Source organism: Mesorhizobium sp. LNJC394B00 (genome assembly GCF_000502555.1).
In the GTDB taxonomy this organism is placed as follows: domain Bacteria; phylum Pseudomonadota; class Alphaproteobacteria; order Rhizobiales; family Rhizobiaceae; genus Mesorhizobium.
In genome coordinates this window covers 1-17,840 of record NZ_AYWH01000024.1, presented here as the reverse complement: position 1 = coordinate 17,840, position 17,840 = coordinate 1, and the positions used below count along the sequence as shown (strand labels likewise).

Annotated in this window: 16 protein-coding genes and 2 pseudogenes; 6 read left to right on the top strand and 12 right to left on the bottom strand. The window is 61.7% G+C overall.

What is annotated here, in order from left to right; all coding sequences use genetic code 11:
* Positions 1–135: 135 nt before the first annotated feature.
* Together X751_RS1000000167345 and X751_RS135325 are read left to right on the top strand one after the other, a co-directional pair.
* The gene (locus X751_RS1000000167345; RefSeq protein ID WP_156936438.1) at positions 136–414 is read left to right on the top strand and encodes a DUF1127 domain-containing protein; all 279 of its coding nucleotides are present in this window, start codon (positions 136–138) and stop codon (positions 412–414) included.
* A 678-nt stretch (positions 415–1,092) separates the two neighbouring features.
* The gene (locus tag X751_RS135325; protein WP_023697495.1) at positions 1,093–1,983 is read left to right on the top strand and encodes a LysR substrate-binding domain-containing protein; all 891 of its coding nucleotides are present in this window, start codon (positions 1,093–1,095) and stop codon (positions 1,981–1,983) included.
* 133 nt (positions 1,984–2,116) lie between these two features.
* Here X751_RS135325 and X751_RS135330 read toward each other — a convergent pair whose 3' ends face one another.
* Positions 2,117–2,629 carry a hypothetical protein gene (locus X751_RS135330; RefSeq protein ID WP_023731489.1) on the bottom strand — a complete coding sequence of 171 codons (513 nt, stop codon included), beginning with the start codon at positions 2,627–2,629 and terminating at the stop codon, positions 2,117–2,119.
* 214 nt (positions 2,630–2,843) lie between these two features.
* Here X751_RS135330 and X751_RS1000000166580 point away from each other — a divergent pair.
* Positions 2,844–3,987 (top strand): annotated as a pseudogene (locus X751_RS1000000166580) (IS30 family transposase).
* 62 nt (positions 3,988–4,049) lie between these two features.
* Here X751_RS1000000166580 and X751_RS135335 read toward each other — a convergent pair.
* Positions 4,050–4,682: a tyrosine-type recombinase/integrase gene (locus X751_RS135335; RefSeq protein WP_023697492.1), complete on the bottom strand. Its 633-nt coding sequence runs from the start codon at positions 4,680–4,682 to the stop codon at positions 4,050–4,052.
* A 400-nt stretch (positions 4,683–5,082) separates the two neighbouring features.
* Between X751_RS135335 and X751_RS1000000168550 the strand changes: the two genes are divergently transcribed.
* Positions 5,083–5,778: a Rieske (2Fe-2S) protein gene (locus X751_RS1000000168550; RefSeq protein ID WP_023697491.1), complete on the top strand. Its 696-nt coding sequence runs from the start codon at positions 5,083–5,085 to the stop codon at positions 5,776–5,778.
* A gap of 5 nt (positions 5,779–5,783) precedes the next feature.
* Positions 5,784–6,143 carry an SRPBCC family protein gene (locus X751_RS1000000168545; RefSeq protein ID WP_023697490.1) on the top strand — a complete coding sequence of 120 codons (360 nt, stop codon included), beginning with the start codon at positions 5,784–5,786 and terminating at the stop codon, positions 6,141–6,143.
* 544 nt (positions 6,144–6,687) lie between these two features.
* Here the strand turns inward: X751_RS1000000168545 and X751_RS135350 are convergent.
* The 9 genes from X751_RS135350 to X751_RS135390 form a co-directional block, all read right to left on the bottom strand.
* Positions 6,688–7,278, bottom strand: coding sequence for a flavodoxin family protein (locus X751_RS135350; protein WP_023697489.1), 591 nt, complete (start codon positions 7,276–7,278; stop codon positions 6,688–6,690).
* A 405-nt stretch (positions 7,279–7,683) separates the two neighbouring features.
* Positions 7,684–8,760: an ABC transporter ATP-binding protein gene (locus tag X751_RS135355; RefSeq protein WP_023697488.1), complete on the bottom strand. Its 1,077-nt coding sequence runs from the start codon at positions 8,758–8,760 to the stop codon at positions 7,684–7,686.
* The gene (locus X751_RS135360; RefSeq protein ID WP_023697487.1) at positions 8,757–9,557 is read right to left on the bottom strand and encodes an ABC transporter permease; all 801 of its coding nucleotides are present in this window, start codon (positions 9,555–9,557) and stop codon (positions 8,757–8,759) included. Before X751_RS135360 ends, X751_RS135355 begins: the two co-directional genes overlap by 4 nt.
* 1 nt (position 9,558) lies before the next feature.
* On the bottom strand, positions 9,559–10,419 hold the full coding sequence (locus tag X751_RS135365; RefSeq protein WP_023697486.1) for an ABC transporter permease: 861 nt from the start codon (positions 10,417–10,419) through the stop codon (positions 9,559–9,561).
* A gap of 59 nt (positions 10,420–10,478) precedes the next feature.
* Positions 10,479–11,483 carry an ABC transporter substrate-binding protein gene (locus tag X751_RS135370; protein ID WP_023697485.1) on the bottom strand — a complete coding sequence of 335 codons (1,005 nt, stop codon included), beginning with the start codon at positions 11,481–11,483 and terminating at the stop codon, positions 10,479–10,481.
* Between the two features lie 60 nt (positions 11,484–11,543).
* On the bottom strand, positions 11,544–13,013 hold the full coding sequence (locus X751_RS135375) for an aldehyde dehydrogenase (RefSeq protein WP_023697484.1): 1,470 nt from the start codon (positions 13,011–13,013) through the stop codon (positions 11,544–11,546).
* A 10-nt stretch (positions 13,014–13,023) separates the two neighbouring features.
* Positions 13,024–14,061, bottom strand: coding sequence for an LLM class flavin-dependent oxidoreductase (locus tag X751_RS135380; protein WP_023697483.1), 1,038 nt, complete (start codon positions 14,059–14,061; stop codon positions 13,024–13,026).
* Positions 14,058–15,857, bottom strand: coding sequence for an alpha/beta fold hydrolase (locus tag X751_RS135385; protein WP_023697482.1), 1,800 nt, complete (start codon positions 15,855–15,857; stop codon positions 14,058–14,060). The genes X751_RS135380 and X751_RS135385 overlap by 4 nt, the downstream gene beginning before the upstream one ends.
* Positions 15,850–16,437 (bottom strand): amino acid synthesis family protein, encoded by a 588-nt coding sequence (locus tag X751_RS135390; RefSeq protein ID WP_023697481.1) that lies wholly within the window; start codon positions 16,435–16,437, stop codon positions 15,850–15,852. Before X751_RS135390 ends, X751_RS135385 begins: the two co-directional genes overlap by 8 nt.
* Before the next feature lie 125 nt (positions 16,438–16,562).
* Between X751_RS135390 and X751_RS135395 the strand changes: the two genes are divergently transcribed.
* Positions 16,563–17,234, top strand: a complete 672-nt coding sequence (locus tag X751_RS135395; protein WP_023697480.1) for a GntR family transcriptional regulator — start codon at positions 16,563–16,565, stop codon at positions 17,232–17,234.
* Between the two features lie 252 nt (positions 17,235–17,486).
* Here the strand turns inward: X751_RS135395 and X751_RS1000000167685 are convergent.
* Positions 17,487–17,840: pseudogene (locus X751_RS1000000167685) on the bottom strand (transcriptional regulator); the annotation flags it as partial.

Sequence of the window (17,840 nt, the reverse complement as noted above, 5' to 3'; positions counted from 1 at the left end):
CCGCAGGTTAGGCCTTTCGGAGGTCTGAGGCCAGTTCACAATCTGAAGCGGAACGCTTCCGAAGCTGCCCTGGTGCCTTCCCGTCCTCTGCCATGATGGTGGTCGTCATTCGTGCATCCCCCAACGGAGGCTACCATGACCTGGCGTAACATTACGCAAACGACACTAGGCGAGACCGCACGGCGCTTGCCGCGCACTTTTTTTGATCCTCCGCTCGAACGGTTGCTGGCCCTTGTCTGTGAGTGGCGGACCCGCCGCAACATAAAGCGTGGGCTTGGTCACCTGTCCAACTTCCTTCTGCGCGACGTTGGCTTAACCAAAGCAGACGTCGAGGCGGCCTGCGCCGACAGTTTCGATACATCCGCCTCTCTCGCGCTTAAGAGTGCAGCGCAGAACCAGACGGGAAATTGGTGAGAAGGGAAAGCCCCGCGGGCTGAGGCCGCTTGAGGGCGGCAATTGATCAGCCGAATTAGGGGCCATTCTTTAACAACGTTTTTGAGGCGCAACCGCGGCGTTCGGCGTGGTCGCCGGCGATGTCTCCATTCGGGCCGCTGCAAAATTGAACTCTCTGGTCGAGTTAAGGCGCATTGCTGACCGGTAGATTTTTTGAGCCGGTAGCTGACCGGCAGCTTCGGTCTGCGAATCTTCAAGGCCGGACATTCAGGGTTGGGGTGGGCGCGTCGTGACTTGACCTGAAGGGGAAGCTTAGCGCACTCGACAAAGGGTTCCAGCTTTCAAGTGGTCGGCCTAGTCAGGATCCGATCATCGCCAGAATGGCTTTGCAAGTTCAGACTCCACTTCGTCCTCCGTCAATCCAATATCGTCGATCATGTGCGGCGCTACCCCCGATAGTCGCGCTAGGTCACGGCGGTAGAAATGCCGTTGCCGCCATCTTGAGACATAGCGAGCTATTCTGATTGCTCGAACCTCATGGGACAAGTCCTGAAACGTCGATGCAAGAAGATTGTTGCTCACCGTCAGGCCTCCGTGCCAACCTCGCGCTTGCAGATGACAGCGTAGGCAGACAGCGTACCGGCTACAAACCAGTCTTTCTCTGGGATAGGCTCAGAATTCCTGAGGTAGTGACAGTCGATGCGTCTCCCTTCACTCAATGCGCTTCGGGCCTTTGAAGCAGCCGCGCGCCACGAAAGCTTTGCGCGCGCGGCTGAGGAGCTATGCGTGACCGAAGGAGCGATCAGCAGGCACGTCAAGCTGTTGGAAACAGCATTGCAAGTGGAATTGTTTCGACGATTGCCGCGCCGGTTGGTTTTGACCGATGCGGGGCGCAATTTTCAACCGATCCTGGCGGCCGCGTTCGAAAGCATTGCCGCGGGAGCTCAAGACGTGCAACGCCAGCCTCGGCATCTGAAGGTTATCTGCCCGCCCACCTTCTCCATTCGGTGGCTGCTACCGCGGCTTGACCGTTTCAAGCAGCAATGGCCTGCAATCGGTATTCGGGTAACGACCGCTCCTTTTGACTGGGAAATTTTCTTCGGAGGTGAGTTCGATCTCGCCTTTGACTGCGGTTATCCAAATCGGCCGAAAGATATCGAGGCGGTGTTGGTGTTGCAATCGTTCGGCACCCCAGTTTGCTCTACAAAGCTACTGGAGAGGGGCGTGCCAATAACGTTTCCTGCCGACCTGGTTCACCATAACCTGCTGCATGAGACGCCTGATCGGCACGATTGGAAAGTTTGGGCTGGGCGATTTGCGCCGAACCTTCTTGACGTGAACTCGGGTGAGGTTTTTCCCAGTGCGGATATGGCCTATCGTGCCGCGGCCATGGGCCAGGGCGTCGCGATCGGAGACCTCTCTGTGCTTCACGACGAGATTGCCAAGGGAGAACTGGTGCTGCCGTTCAAAGATATGCAGATCTCTGACGACACGGAGGCCTATCATTTGTGTTGCAGAAAAGATTGCTGGACCGACCCTCGTATCGCCGCGTTCCATAAGTGGGTTTCGGACGAGGCCACGTGGTCCTGAAGCCCGGAACGGTCAGGCCGCTGCCCGCCTCGTTGCGGTCGTTAGCCCTTCCCTCCGGCAAGGAAAGCTCCGGTCCCAAAGCTACCGCTCGAAACAATCAAGGCCGCATCGGGGCCTCCGATCCTGACTACATTCAGGATGGCCAAAGCGGCTTCACCCGCTCAATCCGATACCTCTTCTCGAACTCACGGAGCACCATTTCGAGCGTTGCCTCAAAAGCACTCTGATCGAACATCATCGATTTCTTTGCCTCGTGAAGATAGCGCCAGTCGGTGAAGGCATCTTGGTGTTGATACAGAATGTGACGAATGCTGTACTCGATGTAGAAACCATTGGGATGATACGGGACCACTGACCTTTTGAACTCCGCGTCGAGTTTCTCTTGGCTTTCGGGCTTTAGGCGATCAAACAGCCTTATCAGGTTGTGCGATTTGACGACTCTTGGATTTTCATGGTCGAAGACGAACCACGCTTTGAGTGCCAGCTCCATAGAAAGCGCCAAAAGCATCGGTTCAACACCGACGTGTTCGCGTTCGCTCAGGTCTGCATGCTTTCCGAATTCTCGGCTTGGAAAGCTCTGAGTTTTTCGGAAGATCGCCTTTGCGGCTTCCCCGATCCTAATGGCCGTCGATAAGCGCGCACTCATTAGGGGTCCATTAGATTGATCTAAATTAACGCCGGAGCTGAGCTGAGATATTGCAAAAACGCAATCGCTTAGGCCAGGAGGCACGGAACACAACTTACTGACGACAAGTTAGAGTTGAGTTCACCGCCGGCGACCCGTTTTCGGAAGGTGGGCGAACGACCGGAATGAGGCGGCGGGTTCAACCGGTCGTCGCAACCCGCTTTAATCTGAGAGGATGAAGAGGTGTTGCATGGTGACCTCACGGATCTGGTTTACGTCAGCGCAGAAGGTCGAGCTTTGGGAGCGATGGAACCGAGGTCAGAGCACTTGACCGCCGGAACAAGACCGGCGTTCAGCGGATCGTATCCTTACGCAGCGGCATTGCTCCGTCAGCTAGGCGTAGAGGGGCCTTGGCGCTCGGGCTGGCGGAACGCGAAGAGATCTCTCGCGGGATCGCGGCGGGTCTTGCGATCCGCGCTATTGCACGAAGTCTCGGGCGATCCCCATCGACAATATGTCGCGTTATCTCGCGCAATGGCGGTGCACAAGCGTATCGTGCAACCCGGGCCGACAAGCATGCTTGGGTGCGAGCGCTGCGCCCGAAGCAGTGTCGCCTGGCAAGCTCTGGGCGGCTACGATGGCAGGTGGCGCAAAAGCTAGCGCTGCAATGGTCCCCGGAGCAGATAGCGGGCTGGCTGAGGCGAGAGTACCCAGGCGATCCAAGCATGCGGATATCTCATGAAGCGATCTATCGCAGTCTATTCATCCAGTCGCGAGGGGCGCTCAAGAAGGAACTAACAGCGCACCTGTGTACCAAACGACAGATGCGGCTCGCAAAAGGCGCACAGAGCCGGACGGGGCAAGGACAAATACTCGATATGATCTCCATCCGCGAGCGCCCCGCCGAGGCTGAGGATCGCGCCATCCCAGGCCATTTGGGAGGGTGATCTGCTCACCGGCGCGAACGACACGCACATCGCCACCCTCGTGGAGCGACACAGCCGGTTCACGATGCTTGTAAAGGTGGCGAGGAGGGACTCGGCCACCGTCGTGGCGGCCCTTGCCCAGACGAACGGCACATTGCCCGAAGAGTTACGACGCTCGCTAACGTGGGACCAGGGCAAGGAGATGGCTCGGCACATGAGCTTCACCGTTGCAACCGATCTACAGGTCTACTTCTGCGATCCGCGAAGTCCCTGTCAGCGCGGCAGCAATGAAAATACCATCGGTCCGCTCAGGCAGTACTTCCCGAGAGAAACCAACCTCTCCCATGTCTCGCAGGCCCAACTCAACGCCGTCGCCCTGCAGCTCAATCAGCGACCCCGAAAACCCTGGACTTCGAAACGCCGGCCGATAGGCTACAGAAGGTGTTACGATGACCGGTTGAACCCACCGGCGCAAATTGGTCACGGCTCCACTCGTGAAGTGGAGCCGCACCTGATCAAACCTCAGTTGCCTCGGAAAGTTCGAGAGCATCCTCAACATCGACTCCCAGATAGCGGACCGTGTTCTCGATCTTAGTATGACCGAGCAAAATCTGGATGGCTCGCAGATTTCCCGTCGCTTTGTAGATAATCGAGGCCTTGGTGCGACGCAGGGAATGGGTTCCGTATTCCTCTGGTCTAAGCCCGATCGCCTCGACCCATTCGTCGACGAGGCGTGCATACTGCCTTGTACTCATGTGAGCCCTTGGATTGATCCTGCTCGGAAACGCGTAATCATCGACTGTTCCGCCGCGTCGCTCCAGCCATGCGAGAAGGCTGGAGCGTACGTCGCTCATCAACTCGAACTGAACAGGTCGGCCAGTTTTCTGTTGGATGACCATCGCGCGAGTTCGGACTTCCGGTCCTACCACGAGGTTGCCGATTTTGATCTTGACGAGATCGCAGCCGCGCAACTTGCTGTCGATCGCCAAATCGAAGAGCGCTCTGTCTCGCAGACGCAGCTCTCGATCGAGAAAGAAGCGTATCGCCCATATCTGTCGAGGTTTCAGAGGTCGTTTCGTCCCGACCTTCTTCCCGGCATTCCATGCCCGGCGGTCGGAGTCGGTGAGGTCGTAGCACGAGTGTCCCATTTCGCTTCTCCTGCAGCCATGATTGGCCACCAGAGAAACGCCGCTAGACTGTTGCTGGGCCGGCTGCTGACTGTCAGGTTTCGGTCGGGCTCGGCGGATAGCTGCCGTTCGGCAACCGACCCCATCCGCGTCGTTCGCGCGCGAACCGCACCATTCTGACCCGCCGTTCATCAGGCGACGAACTGGGCTCGAGGTCGGCCTGGAGCCCATGCTGCTGTTATGGCATCCGACGTGTTGATCGCGGTCGACAACTAGGTCGGCGAATTGGAAATGAACCGCAACTCCAGCAAATCTGCGTTAGAGCAAAATTGCACCGGCTTACAGGCTGTGCGCAGCAGAGCCAGTTCCCTTGGGATGTCGCCCCGCTTACGACAGGATTGCCGGAACTGGAGGTTAGCCTATGACGCCAGATACCTTGCGCCCCGACCACCCGCCACTCGACACTCCGCCCGTGCAATACCTGAACTTGGACCCGTCGCTCTATGTCCGCGATGATATCTGGCAGCAGGAGCGGTGCAACATCTTCGCGCACACCTGGCAGTTCATGGGCCCTGTCGCCTCGGTCGCGACGTCCGGTCAATACCTTGCCATCGACATCGCCGGCACGCCGATCTTTGCCATCCGGGGCCGGGACGGGACCTTGCGCGGATTTAAGAACGTCTGCCGCCACCGGGGGGCGAAACTTCTGGCCGATGGCGCGGGCAAATGTGGGCTGATCGTTTGCCCCTATCACAAATGGTCCTTTGCCGACACCGGGCGGCTGCTGCAGGCCCCATGGTATGGCAAGGATCCCGCGATCATCGCCGAAGACTGGCCGCTGGACACGGTGCAGTTGTCCGAATGGCGCGGGCTGCTCTTCGCGGCACTTGACCCGAAGGAAAGTCTTCTGGATCAACTTGGCTCTCTGCCCGCCGAACTGGCGGACGAGCCGTTGGAGACCTATGCCGCCACCGATCAGGCCACGGTCAGCTTTGCGGCGAACTGGAAGATCTACACCGACAATTTCGTCGAAGGCTACCACACCCCTGGCACGCATCCCTCGTTCTACGCTGCCATCGACTTCGAAGCTTTCCAGACCACCGCCCATCCCGGTTAGTCCGGATGACCGCACCGCCGAAAGACGATCTGTTCTATCGCGGCAAATGGCTTTGGATGTGGCCGAACTGGACGCTGTCGCTTTTCGATGGCGGCATGAACGTTAGCCGGATCAATCCGACCTCACCGCATCACACAGACCAGCATTACCATTTCTTCTTTGCCGATATCGCTGCTGAAGCATCCGAGAGCAGGGCGAAATCCGTGCAAGGCACTCTGGCCGTGGTACGCGAGGACTACACCATCTGCCCCGATACGCATCGCAACTATGCCGCAGGGGCATATAGCTCCGGCCCGCTCTCGGGGCGGCATGAGCGGGGAGTGCAGTATTTCCAGGAACGGTTCGCTGCGGCACTGGGACTGTGACCGCCCCTGGTGTCCTTGTCCGCCATAGTGCTCCGGCTCGGCGCCGGCACGAGAGCCCCCGGCCAGTCGAGGGTATAGGGCGGGCACGGTAAGACTAGTTACGAGCGTCGCGGCAATCGGAACTCGCTCAATGCGCAGAGCAGATCGGCGAACGCGGCTTTGACGACCAAGTTTAGCGGGCGCTCTTACCGGCCGGACCCGTGACAGCTGGAACGAGGCCGATACCGTCGGTTTTTTCGCCGGGAAGTTGCAAGAAGCTGCCGTTCTGCTGCCGATCCCATTCCAGTCGCTCCGCTGTCGCCGACGATTGCTCGAAGCTGCCGTTGCAGGCCCAACTGGCCGTTCGCGGACCAAGCTTCTGGGTTCGAGGATCGAATTGCTACCGCTCAGCTTGGGCTGATGTCGACCGCGTCTTACGACCTCGTCGACGCTGTCGATGTGAAAGCTGTCTTTTTCTGGCGTCACGGTTCCTCCGCGGCAGTGCAGCGCGGACCAGCTGAGCAACGACTCTCGCACAGAATACTGAGCAAGAGATGTGCCGGCATCACCTGCTCCCGACCCACTGCCGGATCTCGTCAGCCAATTGACCGAGAACGCCTGTTGTACCGGCGGGGAGCGGGTCTGGAAACCGTTGCTCGGGATACGCGAGCGTTCCGCCCAGATGGACCGGCTGGACGCAGGACATCTCGTGCTGCTCGAGAAACTTGATCATGTTGTCCGCGCATAGGCGCACACTCGGATCGTCCGAGGGATCGCTGGCGCCGTTGACGATGACCGCTCCGAGTTTTCCTTTGAGCTGTTGTCCGTCGCGCCACAGGGGATCCGATCTGTTGAGCAAGACGACGCCCAGGGCCGGCGGCATTCCGAAGCAGGTGGGAGTAGCCATCAGAATCACGTCCGACTCTTTCATGAATGACAGAACACGATCGATCCCGTCACCGTGGTATCCGAACGTTTGATAACACTGCTCGCACCCGAGACAGTCGATACGCTCATCGGCCAGACGCACCTGTTCCACGACCTTCACCAGCCGATCTCTCTCGAGCGAGCGAAGAACCTCGCCGAGCATCCGCCCTGAGTTACTGGACGCGCGTGGGCTACAGTCTATTCCAACGATGGTCGTCGCTTTGTCCATGTGAGGATCCTCGTGCGCGGCACGAACATGATCGGAGTGTGACGCGAACAACATCTTCACCTCCGAGGCTACTGTGCACTAGCTGCATTCTCCCTCGCAACCGTCATCACGATACGAGGTGGCAAGAGCGGCGGTATCGATTGCTTCGCTGCTATAAGCAACGTCGGCATCCAGGAACCCTGGCGGCTACTGAATGGCCGAGATGAAAGGGCCTCGTCTACGAAGTTCGGCGGATGTCCGCTTCCCCAGCTCCGCCGCCCGGAAGCGGCCGGGCCATAGGAGAAACAGGGATCGCCAGCATAACAGCTTGGGGCCGAAATGGGACTGTCAGCTTCTAAGCATGAATTTTCACAGGCGCACTTTCATGCCGCAATGGAATCGACCTAACAGGGCGCAATCCAAGCCCTAGACAGGGAACAGGAATGCCGAGGCAGGATCGAAGAAAATGCGTTGACCCGGTGCGATGGCGCTGTCCGCTTCCTCTGCATCGGAGGTTGGCCTGACGTCGATATCTTCCCCGGCCGCCGTGCGCGCCACGATGCGCCGGCGGTCGCCGAAGAAGGCGGTATCGACGATCTCGACGGCGAGTGCTGCGCTCGCTGGCCCGGGCGTCAGGCGGAAGGCTTCGGGGCGTACCATCAGGCGCACCTTTTGGCCTTGACCAAAGGATGTTGTCGTCTTTACGCCGGTCACGATCGAGCCGTCGACCAGGCGGACCGTCGCCGCACCACCTGCGGTTAGCAGATGCTCGGCCGGCAAGAAATTCGAGTTGCCGATGAAGCCGGCGACAAACTCGCTCGCCGGCCGGAGGTAAAGATCCTCACCGGTGCCGATCTGTTCGATACGGCCTTCCCTGAACAGAGCGATGCGATCGGAAAGATGCAGCGCCTCCTCCTGGTCATGCGTGACATAGAGGATCGTGACGCCGGTCTCGCGGTGGATGCGGCGGATCTCGGCCTGGATCTCCTGGCGCAACTTCTTGTCGAGTGCCGACAGCGGTTCGTCCATCAAAAGGATCGGTGGGTCGTAGGCCAGCGCGCGTGCAAGCGCCACGCGCTGCTGCTGGCCGCCAGACAGCGCGCCCGGATGGCGGTCGGCGAAGTTTTCGAGGCGCACCAGCGCCAGCATGTCGGCAACCTTGCGCTTGACCTCGCCGTCGGGCCGGCGGCGCACGCGCAGCGGAAAGGCGACGTTCTCGGCGACGCTCAGATGCGGAAACAGGGTGTAACGCTGGAAAACCATGCCGATGTTGCGCTTGTGCGACGGAACCGAAAGCAGCGACATGTCCTCCAGAAGCACATCGCCAGAGCTCGGATCCTGGAAACCGGCAATGGCGTAGAGCGTCGTCGACTTGCCGGAGCCGGACGGGCCGAGGAACGTCAGGAATTCACCTTTGGGCACATCGATGGTTACGTCGTGGACGGCGACGAAGGCACCGAACGTCTTTCTTACTGCGCGTATGGACAGGAAGGGAGGGATCATCTGGACAATTTTCTGCGAAGGAGTGCGGTCACGATCATCAGGCACAAGGTCAAGCCGACAAGCAGGCTGGAGGCGGCGGCGACGACCGGGCTGAGGTCGGCGCGCAGGCTGCCCCAGATTTTCACCGGCAAGGTTTGCAAGGTCGGGCTCGCCATGAAGATCGCCACCACGACCTCGTCCCATGAGGCCAGGAAAGAGAAGATCGCCGCCGAGAAGATGCCGATCCTGATCGACGGCAAGGTGATCCTAAGCCTCGCCTGCAGCGGGCTGGCGCCGCAGACGATGGCCGCGTCCTCGATGGATTTGTCAAAACCCTCGAGCGCGGCCGTGATCGGAATTATCGCGAAAGGCAGCGCCAAGATGGTGTGGGCGATGACGAAGCCGACCGTGGTGCCGGCAAGGCCGATGCGCAGGAAGAAGGCGTAGATGGCGATGGCGAAAACGACCACTGGCAGCACCATCGGCGTCAACAGCAAGCCGCGCAGGACCTGGCGTCCGCGAAACTCACCCCTAACCAGGCTGAAGGAGGCGAACAGGCCGATGATGACGGCGAGGATAGCGGCCATGGCGGCAATTCGGGCACTGGTCAGCGCGGCATCGATCCAGGTCGGGTCGCCCAGCAACTGCTGATACCATTTCAGCGTCCACCCGGGTGGCGGAAAGGCCAGCCAGCGCGACGAGCCGAATGACAGGAGCACGATGAAGACCACCGGCAGCAGCAGGAAAGCCGCGACGGCCGCCGTGAAGCCGCCAAGCACCATGCGCAGCCATCCGAGCCGTTCATAGTCGAGCAGCATGTCAGGTCCCTCCCCCGGCGCGCCTGGCAACAACCAGGCGAAGCTGGATCGCGTATAGCGCCATGGTGACGGCAAGCAGGACAAAGGCGGCCGCACTGCCGAGCCCCCAGTTGAGCAGCGACTGCACCGTCTGGGCGATCATCTCGGCCAGCATCATGTTCGATGTGCCGCCGAGCAGGGCCGGGGTGACGAAGTAGCCAAGCGACATGACGAAGACCATCAGGCCGCCAGCAGCGACGCCGGGCAGCGACAGCGGCAAGAGGATGCGGCGGAAGGCCTCGAACGGGCTTGCGCCGCAAAGGGCTGCCGCGCGCAGCGTCATCGGGTCTATCGCCCTCAGTGTGCCGACCAGCGGCAGGATCATGAAGGGCAGCATGATGTAGACCATGCCGATGGTGACGCCGGTCAGATTGTTGATGAGCGGCAGCGGCTCGTGAATGATGTCCAGGCCCATCAGTGCCCGGTTGATCACACCGGTGCGCTGTAGCAGCACCATCCACGCATAGGTGCGGGTAAGAAGGTTCGTCCACATAGACAGGATGATGATGCCGAAGACGATCGAGCCCAGGGCGGGCGGCATGATCGCCAGCATCCAGGCGACGGGGAACGCCACCAGGATGGTGACGGCGGTGACGACCGATGCAACCAGGAAGGTGTTGAGGAACACCCGCACATAGGTGCCGCTGCCGAACAGCGCCGCGTAGTTCTGCAAGCCCGGTTCGGGATCGGTGACGCTGCGCAGCAGCAGGGCGATCACCGGCACGATGAAGAACAGCCCGACCAGGAGCAGGGCCGGCAAGGCGCTGCCACTGCCGGCCGGGAGGCCGACGATCGAGCCGCGTCTAGGAGAATTTCCTTGCATCGAGCGGTCCTGTCTCGAAACGGGGCGCGCAAGCCGCGCCCCGTGGGTCTGCAACGGCGTTACTTGGTCTGCCAGGCATACCAGCGCGTCGCGATCTCGTCGCGATGCTCGGCCCAGTAGTTCATGTCCAGATTGATCTGGCCCTCGACATGGGCATCTGGCAGGGCCTTGACGGCATCGGCCGGCATCTCCGCCTTGGCCTTGGTGTTGATGGGCGCATAGCCGCTTGCTTCGGCGAATTTCGCTTGGCCGGTCGGGCTGGTGGCGGCGGCAAGGAACTTCATCGCGCTGGCCTTGTTCTTGGTACCCTTCGGCACGACGAGCACGTCGGCGGCGGTGAGGTTCTGGTTCCAGGAGACGCCGACATCGGTGCCGTCCTGCTGAAGGGCGAAGACGCGCCCGTTCCACAATTGCCCGAAGGCGGCCTCGCCGGAGGCGATCAACTGCTGCGACTCGGCGCCGCCGCCCCACCAGACGATGTCGGACTTGATGGTGTCGAGCTTCTTGAAGGCACGGTCGAGGTCGAGCGGATAGAGCTTGTCCGCCGGCACGCCGTCGGCCAGCAGAGCGATCTCGATCACGCCCGGCGCCGACCATTTGTAGAAGGTCCGCTTGCCGGGAAACTTCTTGGTGTCGAACATGTCGGCCCAGCCGGCCGGTTCGCCCGGGACGGCGCCCTTGTTCCAGGCGAGCACGAAGGAATAGTAGAAGCTGCCGACGGCATGCTCATTGCTGAAGCGCGGGTCGAGATCGGTCTTGGGCACGACCGCATAGTCGATCGGCTCGAGCAGTCCGTCCTTGGCGGCCTTGATGGCGAAATCCATCTCCACGTCGACGACATCCCAGGTGACGTTGCCGGCGTCGACCATGGCCTTGAGCTTGCCGTAGTCGGTCGGTCCATCCTGCAAAACCTTGATGCCGGAGCTGGCCTCGAAGGGGGCGGCCCAGGACTTGGTCTGCGCCTCCTGCGTGGTGCCGCCCCAGCTGGTGAACGCCATCTCATCGGCCTTGGCGGCTGTCGCCGCGAGCAGTCCGGCCAGCAGGCCGGTCAAAATCAATTTCATTCTCATTCTCCTCTGTTGGTCTGTTCTTGTTTTTCTCAGTGCACCTGCGTCCTTCGCAACTCAGCGCATGACGAAGGGATCGGGGATCGGCTCGTCCGAGGTGTTGATCCATACGGATTTCGAGCGCGTGTAGTCTCTGATGGCGTCGAGACCGCCTTCGCGGCCGAGGCCCGACAGGCCGTAGCCGCCGAAGGGAACGAGCGGCGATACGGCGCGATAGGTGTTGACCCAGACAACGCCGGCATGGATGTCGCGCGCCATGCGATGCGCCTTGCCGAGATTGCTGGTGAACACGCCGGAAGCCAGGCCGAACGGCGTGTCATTGGCGAGTGCCAGCGCTTGCGCTTCGCTGTCGAAGGCAAGCACGCTGAGCACCGGTCCGAACAATTCCTCCCGCACGCAGGGCAGATCGCTGCCGCCGGCATCGATGATGGTCGGTGCGTAGTAGAAGCCGCTGCCGACTGGCCGTGTTCCACCGGTGACCAGCATGCCGCCCGCGGTGAGGCTTTCCGCGACAACCTTCTCGATCCAGTCGCGCTGCCGCAGCGTGGCGAGCGGACCCATTTCGGTCGCCGGATCCTGCGGATCGCCGATGCGAATCGCCTCGGCCTTGCGCTTCAGGCGAGCGAGGAATTCATCCTTCACCGAAAGTTCAACCAGCAGCCGCGAGCCGGCGACGCAGCTCTGGCCGGTCGCCGCGAAAATGCCGGCGACCACCGCATTGGCGGCACTGTCGAGGTCGGCGTCGGCAAAGACGACGACCGGGCTTTTGCCACCGAGTTCGAGCGTGGTGTAGGCAAGGTTTTCCGCCGTGTTCCTGACGACGGCGCGCGCCGTCGACGGACCGCCGGTGAAGGCGACGCGCGAAACCAGCGGATGGCTGGTCAGGCGCCGGCCGCAATCATGGCCAAAGCCGGTGAGGATGTTGACGACACCGGCTGGAAAGCCGGCCTCATGAACCAATTCGGCAAAGGCAAGCAGCGGCGCCGGCCCATCTTCGGAGGCCTTGAGCACGATGGTGCAGCCGGCGGCGAGCGCCGGGCCGAGCTTGACGGCCGAGAGGAAGAGCTGCGAATTCCACGGCACCACCGCGGCAACGACGCCGATCGGTTCGCGGCGTATGGTGACGTCGAGATCCGCCTTGTCAACAGGCACATGCGCGCCTTCGTGCTTGTCGGCAAGCCCGCCATAATAGCGGTAGTAATCGCCGACATAGGCGATCTGGGCGCGGGTTTCGCGGATGATCTTGCCGGTGTCGCGCGTCTCGAGTTCTGCAAGGCGCCCGGCATTGGCGGCGACGAGGTCGCCGAGCTTGACCAGCAGTTTTCCACGCGCTGTCGCAGTCATCCTTCGCCATAGGTCTGAGCGCAGCGCGCGGTGCGCCGCCTCGACGGCACGGTCGACATCGGCTTCGCTCGCCGCCGGCATCCTGGCCCAGGCCGTCCCGGCCGATGGGTCGACGCTGTCGAACGTGGCGGACGGCTCGTCGAAGCGGCCGTCGATGAAGTTCCTGAAAACAGCGTCGGTCATGGGCTCGCGATCAGAGGAAGGCCGGCATCACCCGGTCGATGAACAATTGCAGCGATTTCATCTTGCGCTGGTGCGAAAGGCCGCTGTCGATCCAGATCGAATACTGGTCGTAGCCGAGCGCCTCATAAGCCTTCAAACGGGCGATGACCTCATCAGCCTCGCCAATCACCAGGTTCTGCCTGATCTTGTCCGGCGCGTATTGCGGCATGGCCGCGATCTCATCCGCCGTCAGCGGCTCCAATATGCCTTGATGCACCGGCTTCTTGTTCTGGAACCAGGCGCCGAACTGGCAGTAGAAAGTCGACAGGTCCTGGGTGAGGCGATCGGCATCGGTCGCGTCTTCGGCGACGAAGGTGTGCATCAAAAGCATGATTTCCGGTCGTTCGATCTCGGGATGCGCGGTGCAGGCGCCGTTGAAGCGCTGCATCAGGCTGGTCACCTCGTGATCGCCGGAAGCCAGCGGCGTCACCTGGACCTTGCAGCCATTGGCGACGGCGAAATCATGCGAATTCGGGTCGCGGGCCGCCACCCAGATGGGCGGGTAGGGTTTCTGCAGCGGCTTGGGCGAGGAGGTGGTGGCCGGGAATTGCCAGAACTCGCCGGAGAGTTCGAAGTCGCCGTCCCAGAGGCCGCGGATCGCCGGTATGATCTCGCGCATGCGCTGGCCGGCCCCCCAGGCGTCGAGGCCTGGAAAGATGCGCTGATATTCATAGCTGTAGGCGCCGCGCGCGATGCCGATGTCGAGCCGGCCGCCGCTGATTACGTCGGCCATCGCGGCTTCGCCGGCAAGCTTGATCGGGTGCCAGAAGGGCGCGATCACGGTTCCGGTACCGAGGCGGATGCGGCTGGTCTTGGCGGCGAGATAGGCGATGTTGATGAAGGGGTTCGGCGAGATGGTGAATTCCATGCCGTGATGCTCGCCGATCCAGGCGGTCTCGAACCCTGCCTGCTCGGCCAGCAGGACCAGTTCTTCTAGCTCGGTCACAAGCTCGGAATGCGGCTTGGCCAGGTCCGATCGTTCCATGTGCACGAAAAGCGAGAATTTCATCGCTGGTCACCTGTATTGACGGCGGAAGCGCCGGCGCTGGCGAGCGGCCGGACCTCGCCTTCGACATTGTTACCGACATAGACACCGAATGCATCCACCGAGCATTCCCTGACATAGCGCGCGAGCATCGAGCGGATCGCCGGATCGGCGATCTTCAATCCTTCGATCGCGTCGATCTCGATCAGCCGGATGCCGCGATCGCTGGAAGCGGGCACGTCGAACGTGCCGCGATAGTAGACATGCGTGCGTGAAACAGGTCCGGCATCGTCCCAGACGGCGAAAAGGAAGCCGAGCTGAGCCTCGATGGCTTTCGCCGCAAGCAGCCCTCGCAGGCTTTTGCCGTCGCTGGCCGAGCCCAATCCTCGGCCACGCGGCAGTTCAAAACCGTCCGCGGTTTCCACGAACAGGATCCGGCCGCCATTTTCGAGGATGGCGCCAACATCGGTGCCGGGTTGGGTTGCGGCGAGCGCGTCCTGGCTGAGGCCGGGTGCGACATAGGCGCCGCGGCAATAGCCGAGCGGCTGCGAGGAATTGTGCTCGAAATCGCGGACGCGCCCAATGAGGATCGAATGATCGCCGGCCTCGACCAGTCGCTCCATGTCACAGTCGAAGGACGCGACGGAGCCGTCCAGCACAGGGCTGCCGGTCCGTCCCGGCCGCCAGGCAACGGCGGCGAACTTGTCGGCCACTTTCGAGGCGAAGATGCCGGACGCTGCCTTTTGACCCTCGTTGAGAACGTTGATGGCGAAGCTCTTCGATGTCGCGAAGACGGGATGGCCAAGCGCCTTGTGTGCGATGCAGACCAGCACCAGCGGCGGATCGAGCGACACCGAGGTGAAGGAGTTGGCGGTGAAGCCGCGCGGCTCGCCTTCGGGGCCGATCGTGGTGACGATGGTGACGCCGGTGAGGAAGGAGCCAAGCGCACGGCGGAATTCGCCGCTGTCGAACCCGGTATTTGCTTCCGCAGGGCCGTCTTGTTCGGTCGCTTCGTCCTCTGTGAGGAAGTCAACGATGCAGCGCGTGGTGAGGTCCGGTGCCGCGACCGCCATCATGTGCTTCTCACCTGGCAGTACCGTGCAGCGGCCATGCGGCGCCAGGCGTGCCATCGCGGCTGACATTGCCGGTGAAGAGTTCCTGTCCTCGGAGCCGGTCATGAACAGGGCCGGCACGGCCAGCGTCGGCAGGCGATCAGCATGATCGCCGTCGGCACGACTGAACAGGAGATAGGTGCGGGCATAGCCTTCCGGGTCGACCGCGCTCAGTGCGGATGCCGTCTTCTGCGCTGCCGCTTCCAACTCGGCCGGCACCGGATCGCCGAACCAGCGGGCGATGGTCCGTGCCGTGCCGGCCGTATCGCTGCGGCCGTTGAGCGCGACCGCGCGCTGGCGAACGGCTTCGGCCAGTTCAGGTGGACGCCGGAACACGGCATTCAGGGAAACGATGCGGCGGACGCGCTCCGGTGCGCGCAGCGCGAGTTCCTGAGCAACGAGTGCACCCATCGAGTGGCCGACGACGGATACCTTGTCGAGGCCGAGATGGTCGAGGAGGCGAATGGCTTGGTCGGCATAATCGGCCAGTTCCGGATCTTGAGGTGGCAGCGGCGACTGACCATGGCCGAGCATGTCGATGGCGATCGCGTCGAAGCGGCCAACCATGCGCTCGAGCTGCGGCTGCCAGATCGCAGCGTTCATGCCGACACCATGGATGAACAGCACTGGGGTACCGACACCGGCCCGGATGAAGCCGGTGCCGTCGGGCGCCGTGCCCTGTCGAGCCCATGCAGAAGCATCAGCCATGCACGTCCCCAAGCTCCTTGAGGTCCTGATAGCGGTCGCCGATGCGGTGATGCGGGCGACCGCCGATCGAAGCGCCAAGCGCGACCACCAGTTCGTCCGGCGCCGGCGCATCGCCGATCTGGAAATGAACGGTCAGGTAATGCGAGCGCCGTCCCTCGTCATTCTTGTCCATTAGCGGGATCATGATCGGCGTGTTTGGCCCGCCGCGCAGGTTGGTGAAGGCAAGGTAGGTCTTGGCGCCGACGGCACGGCGAAAATGATTGCCGAAATGGAGTGTGTGGATCAGCGCCGACGCATGCTCGATCTCGCCCGACGTACCGCAGATGGCGGCCTTGCCATAGCCCTCGATAGCCTCGCCGGAACCGGCGACGGCAACGATCTCGCGGGTCAGGATCTCCCCCAGCACCGGCGCACAGGCTCGGATTTGGGGCGACAGATCGTCGGTGAAGCCGCGACCGGCCCAGGGATTGGTCAGCACCGCGGCGACGCCGATAAGGCGCAGCGGCCGGGGGGCGGCCTTGCCGCCTTCGATCAGCATGTTCTCGGTATAAGTCACGATCTTACGAATGGCGGGCTGCATCGATTCCTCGGTAGGTAATGCCTCGGGACGTCCGTTGTCATCTTATGGTATACCATGATATGGAGCGCCAAGTACCTTGTCAACCGGGCGTCGAATCTGTTTTGGTAGCGGCGCAGGAGGCATACATGCCAGACGACACGCTTCGCATCGACCGCAGCGCCAAGACCTTGAGGACGCTGGCGCTGGAGCGCATGCGCGAAGCGATCATGGATTTCCATTTCCAGCCTGGCGAAAGGCTCGTCGAACGGCCGCTTTGCGACCAGCTCGGCGTCAGCCGTTCCGTCGTGCGTGAGGTTCTACGGCAGCTGGAGGCAGAGGGGCTCGTGCAGATGATCCCTGGGCATGGGCCGGCCGTCGCCAGGCCGGACCTCGGCCGTACCGACGAGATCTACGAGCTTCGGGCTCTGCTTGAAGGCATCGCGGCCCGAGCCTGTGCCCTGTCGGCCACCGGCGAGCAGTTGGCAACGCTCGAAGGGGCGCTGGCGGATTTGTTCGATGCGTGGGCGTCCGCGATGCCGACGGCGGTTATGCGGGCAACGACGAAATTCTACGAGGCGCTGTTCGAGGCCGCGGACAAGCGTGTCGCCTGGGAAATCGTCAGCGGGTTGAATGTCCGCATCAATCAGCTTCGTTCGATGACTATTCATTCGGAGAACCGCCGCGAGCCGGCGATCACCGAGATGAATGAGATCATGGATGCGATAAGGGCGCGCAAGCCCGATGAAGCGGAAGCGGCGGCAAGGCGACATGTCGAATCGGCGTGGCAGATCGCTCGAGATAAACTTCGCATGGTCTAAGTCCGCGTGAGCCTAGCCTATCCAGCCCTGCGAAGCGCCTTGCAGAAAATGTCTGCTTCCCGGCAACGAAAATGCAACTTTACGACTGAGATTGAGCGGCAAAGCGGTCCGGCAGCGTCGGGCCGAATGCGGACTGGCGGCTTTCGGTGAGCAGCAATCAACAACGGACGATTGCACCATAGCTTTTGAGGCCAGCCAAATGGCTTTGTCGTCCTGGGCGGGTTGCATAAGGCTGCACTCCAAACATAGCTTTCAAGGAAGCTGGACGATTCCCTCAAGCGCCGCGTAGACCGAGATTCGCAGCCAACGGTCCATGCTTCGCGCGAGGCCGAGGTCGCCGATGAGGAAAAGGCCGCCCCTCTCTTTCTCACGCTCGATGCTGGAGCGGCCCTCCAGGATCGCTCCCAGCGAAACAACGCCGGTCTCGACGTAAAGATCGACGTCCCGGCCGGGGTCGAGCGAGCATAGCTCGGGCAAGTCTGAGCCTGGCTCGACCACAAACCAGTAATGGGGACACCTTGGTGGGGGATCTTCGCGGAAATGGAAGCGGATGACGGCGCGCCGCCGCGGCAGTTCAGCGAGGTCAATCTTTCGCCGCACGGCCCA